This window comes from Macrococcus capreoli, assembly GCF_025628935.1.
In the GTDB taxonomy this organism is placed as follows: domain Bacteria; phylum Bacillota; class Bacilli; order Staphylococcales; family Staphylococcaceae; genus Macrococcoides; species Macrococcoides capreoli.
On the sequence record NZ_JAOTIS010000030.1, the window covers coordinates 1 to 5408 of the forward strand.

The 5408-nt window shown below is 37.0% G+C and carries 2 protein-coding genes; both read left to right on the forward strand.

Annotated features, from left to right (window positions below; all coding sequences use genetic code 11):
• Positions 1-769 (forward strand): SdrD B-like domain-containing protein (locus tag OCL94_RS13255; protein WP_317618569.1); only part of this gene is annotated, 769 nt, incomplete at its 5' end.
• 463 nt (positions 770-1232) lie between these two features.
• Positions 1233-5408: SdrD B-like domain-containing protein (locus OCL94_RS13055; protein ID WP_262997357.1), on the forward strand; the 4176-nt coding region annotated here is incomplete at its 3' end.

A 5408-nucleotide genomic window follows, 5' to 3' on the forward strand; every position in this document is an offset into this window, starting at 1 on the left:
ACCAGACGGATATAATGGTCCGACAATCTCTAACGTAGGCAATGACGGATTAGATTCAGATGGTCAAGTTGTGAAAGTAACAATCAACAATGCTGACGATATGACAATCGATTCAGGATTTGTTAAAGAACCAGCGACACCGGTTTATAACTTAGGAGATAAAGTATGGTTCGATCAGGACAAAGATGGCGTTCAAGATGCGAATGAACCAGGAATTGCAGGCGTAATAGTAACGTTAACAAAACCAGATGGTTCAACAGTAACAACAACGACAGATGCGAATGGTAATTATATCTTTACGAATTTACCAAACGGCGACTATACAATTACTTTCAGTACTCCGGAAGGATACACTGGTCCAACAATCACTAACGTAGGTAACGACGGATTAGATTCAGATGGTCAAGTTGTGAAAGTAACAATTAACAACGCAGACGATATGACAATTGATTCAGGATTTGTTATTGAAACACCAAATGAACCGGAAACACCAAGTGAACCAGGTACTCCTTTAGAACCAGGTGAGCCAAGTGAACCAGGCAATCATCAAGTAGAAAATGGTGAATCAAGCGTTCCAAATAACACAGTAAAATCAGAAACACCAGTAACATCATATAGCACAGTAACAACTAAAGTTTCTGAGCAAACACCTAAAAATGATAAAACATTAGCAACTTTACCTGATACAGGCGAAGAAAATAATGGTGGAGCATTAGCAGCAATATTAGCTGGCATAGGTGGAGCACTATTATATAGAAGAAAAAAATAACATATATAATAGAAGGAAAAGAACCTCACATCAAATTGATGTGAGTTTCTTTTCTGTGTAAAATCGTAATATTTGTATTTAAAAAAACAACAAGTGAATAAAAATAATAAAAAAATAAAAATATTTTTTAAATTTTTTTCTAAATATTTATTGAAATGAAAAAAGAGTATTTCAAAGATGATATTTGAAATATAAAATATTCAAAAAACGTGTAAGTGTTTTCAAGTCCTTTGTTATCAATGATTGAAGAGAAACAATATTCTGAAAATACATTTTATATATAATATTGTGTAATACTTAATTTCTTTTAATTATGTTAGGAATACGTAAAAGGAGACATGTTTCTATAAAAGTGTCTCTTTTAGCAAAACTTGAATTGAATTATATTTGGTACATGTTAAGTTATATTCATTTAATTTAAAAAAATTGTTTTGAGATGAATATATTATATGGAGGAAAATACATGAAAAAAACTACAAGTGGTAAGCGTTACGATTTTATTGCAAACAAATTAAACAAGTATTCAATTAGAAAGTTTACGGTAGGAACAGCATCTATATTAATAGGATCATTAATGTTCTTAGGTGAAGATGCGAAAGTCGAAGCAGCAGAAACAGCGACGACAGAAGCAGCAACGACAGCCGCACCAACAACAACCGCAGCAACAACAGAAGCGCCAACGACAGAAAAAGCAACAACAGAAGCGCCAACGACAGAAAAAGCAACAACAGAAGCAGCAACAACAGAAGCGCCAACAACAGAAGCAGCAACAACAGAAGCGCCAACAACAGAAGCAGCAACAACAGAAGCGCCAACAACAGAAGCAGAAACAACAGAAGCGCCAACGACAGAAAAAGCAACAACAGAAGCAGCAACAACAGAAGCGCCAACGACAGAAAAAGCAACAACAGAAGCAGCAACAACAGAAGCGCCAACGACAGAAAAAGCAACAACAGAAGCTCCGACAACAGAAGCTCCGACAACAGAAGTTCCGACAACGACACCTGATATCATTCCGCCGACAATAGAATCAGTAACTGCCACTGTAGAGAAAATCCAAAGCAACACTGACACTACACAAAAAACAGCAATCGTAAATAACTATATTGCTGAAAATTTAGGAGTAACAACAGAAGAAGCTCAAGCTACATTTGCAAGTATGAATTTAGATGTTAATACTATGACTAGCGAAGAATTAATGGCTGGTATCTTAAAAGCAATCGCTGAAAAGCAAAGTGCGAGTACAGTATTAGCTACTCCAGTAGCAACTACATCTACTACATCGATGATGAAATCTATTAGTTTAGCATCAGCTGACACAACAACTGTAAAGGCATTAAACGGTACGCCTTCAAATGTTAATGCATTAGTAACAGCATCTAATATGGTGTTCTCAGATTCAGGTGAAGCTCAACAAGATGGAGAAGTTTGGATTACAGCACATGAAGAAATTCAATTTAATGCCGATTATACTGTAGATAATTCTGTACAAATGGGAGATTTCTTTACAGTTCAACTTGGTCAAAACTTAGGTAATCCAGGGGAATTAACTCCATTTCTTACAGATTTAAAAGCGGCAGATGGAAGTACAATTGCTAAAGCAAGTTATGATGAAGCTACAAAAACAATCACATATACATTCACAAACTATGTAGATTTATATGATAACGTTCAAGGATCATTAATGACTTATTTCTATCCTGATAAAACTACTGTTACAACAGATAAAACATCTTATCCATTAACAATTGATTTTGCTGGTGAAACACATACAAATAGTCTTATTTTTGACTATGGTAATAATCCTAATGGACATGATTCATTAATTGGTACGACAGATAAAATAGTTGGAAATGATTTTTATAACACAACATACATTAACCAAGATCACCAAGCAATTAATCCTGCTAGAATTACGATTGCACCAACTGGTTTAAAATATGATTCTGTAAGTGATATTAAGGTTTATAAAGTAAATCCTGGGTATACATTGCCGGATAGTTTCCATCCTGATTTGTCACAATTGACGGATGTGTCAAGTACATTTGTACCAGTCATTAATGCAAACGGTACAGTTACAGTTAACTTTGGAAGTGCTTTAGCTTCAGGTGACTCTTATGTTATTATGGATGTTGCTACTCTGGATCCAAATTATTCAGGTAGTCCAACTGTCAGATATAATATGACATCAAATATTTTTACAGATCCAAATATTTCTTATGCAAACGATACTTTCCATGCAAATGAGTACGCAACAGTTACACCAGTTTCTACTGGTACTGGAACTACACCTACTTACAAACTTGGAGACTACGTTTGGTTAGATGCTAATAAAGATGGTATTCAAGATGCAGCTGAAACTCCGGTTGCAGGTGTTACTGTAAATTTAATGGATGATACAGGTAAAGTAATTGGAACAACAACTACTGACGCTACAGGTCATTATGTATTCACAGGACTTTCAAACGGTAATTATCAAGTTCAATTCGTACCACCAACAGGGTATGATGTAACAACAGCAGATTCTACAACAAATGATGCAGTGGATTCTGATCCGACTTTAAAAGCAAACGGAATGTATACAGCAAACGCTACTATTAACAATGCAGATAACATGACAATTGATGCGGGATTAGTTACACAACCAACATATAAATTAGGAGATTATGTTTGGTTAGATGCAGATAATGATGGTGTTCAAGGAACTTCAGCTAATGAAGCTCCGTTAGAAGGAGTAACAGTTAATCTGTACGATCAAACTGGTAAATTAATCGGAACAACAACTACAGATAACACAGGTCATTATGAATTTGCAGGTTTATCGAATGGCACGTATACTGTTGAATTTATTAATCCAGATTCAACATTGTTAACACCGACTACAGCAAACGCTGGTAATGACGCGACTGATTCAGATATCACACCTACTAATAATAGAGTAACTGCAGTTATTAATAATGCTGATAACATGACAATTGATGCAGGTTATAATTCAGTAACGGATTCAGTAACAGACTCAATCACAGATTCAGTAACAGACTCAGTAACGGATTCGGTAACAGACTCAGTGACAGATTCAGTAACGGATTCAGTAACAGACTCAGTGACAGATTCAGTAACGGATTCAGTGACGGATTCAGTGACGGATTCAGTAACGGATTCAGTGACAGATTCAGTAACGGATTCAGTGACAGATTCAGTGACAGATTCAGTGACAGACTCAGTAACGGATTCAGTGACAGACTCAGTAACAGATTCAGTGACAGATTCAGTAACGGACTCAGTGACAGATTCAGTGACAGATTCAGTGACAGATTCAGTAACGGATTCAGTGACAGACTCAGTGACAGATTCAGTAACAGACTCAGTGACAGATTCAGTAACAGACTCAGTGACAGATTCAGTAACAGACTCAGTGACAGATTCAGTAACAGACTCAGTGACAGATTCAGTAACAGACTCAGTGACAGATTCAGTGACAGACTCAGTAACAGATTCAGTGACGGATTCAGTAACAGATTCAGTAACGGACTCAGTGACAGATTCAGTAACAGATTCAGTAACGGACTCAGTAACAGATTCAGTAACAGATTCAATCACAGATTCAGTAACGGATTCAGTGACAGACTCAGTAACAGATTCAGTGACGGATTCAGTAACAGATTCAGTGACAGATTCAGTGACGGATTCAGTAACAGATTCAGTGACAGATTCAGTAACAGATTCAGTAACGGACTCAGTAACAGATTCAGTAACAGATTCAATCACAGATTCAGTAACGGATTCAGTAACAGATTCAATCACAGATTCAGTAACGGATTCAGTGACAGATTCAGTAACAGATTCAGTGACAGATTCAGTAACGGATTCAGTGACAGATTCAGTGACGGATTCAGTGACAGATTCAGTGACGGATTCAGTAACAGATTCAGTGACAGATTCAGTAACAGATTCAGTGACAGATTCAGTAACAGATTCAGTAACGGACTCAGTAACAGATTCAGTAACGGACTCAGTGACAGATTCAGTAACGGATTCAATCACAGATTCAGTAACGGACTCAGTAACAGATTCAGTAACAGATTCAATCACAGATTCAGTAACGGACTCAGTGACAGATTCAGTAACGGACTCAGTGACAGATTCAGTAACAGACTCAGTAACAGATTCAGTAACGGACTCAGTAACAGACTCAGTGACGGATTCAGTAACAGACTCAGTGACAGATTCAGTAACGGATTCAGTAACGGATTCAGTAACAGACTCAGTAACGGATTCAGTAACAGACTCAGTAACAGAATCAGTAACGGATTCAGTAACAGACTCAGTGACAGATTCAGTAACGGACTCAGTGACGGACTCAGTAACAGACTCAGTAACAGACTCAGTGACAGACTCAGTGACAGATTCAGTAACGGACTCAGTGACGGATTCAGTGACAGATTCAGTAACAGACTCAGTGACAGATTCAGTAACAGACTCAGTAACAGATTCAGTAACGGACTCAGTAACAGACTCAGTGACGGATTCAGTAACGGATTCAATCACAGATTCAGTAACAGACTCAATCTCTGATTCTCAATCAGTATTCAATTTAGGAGATAAAGTATGGTTCGATCAAGATAAAGATGGTGTTCAG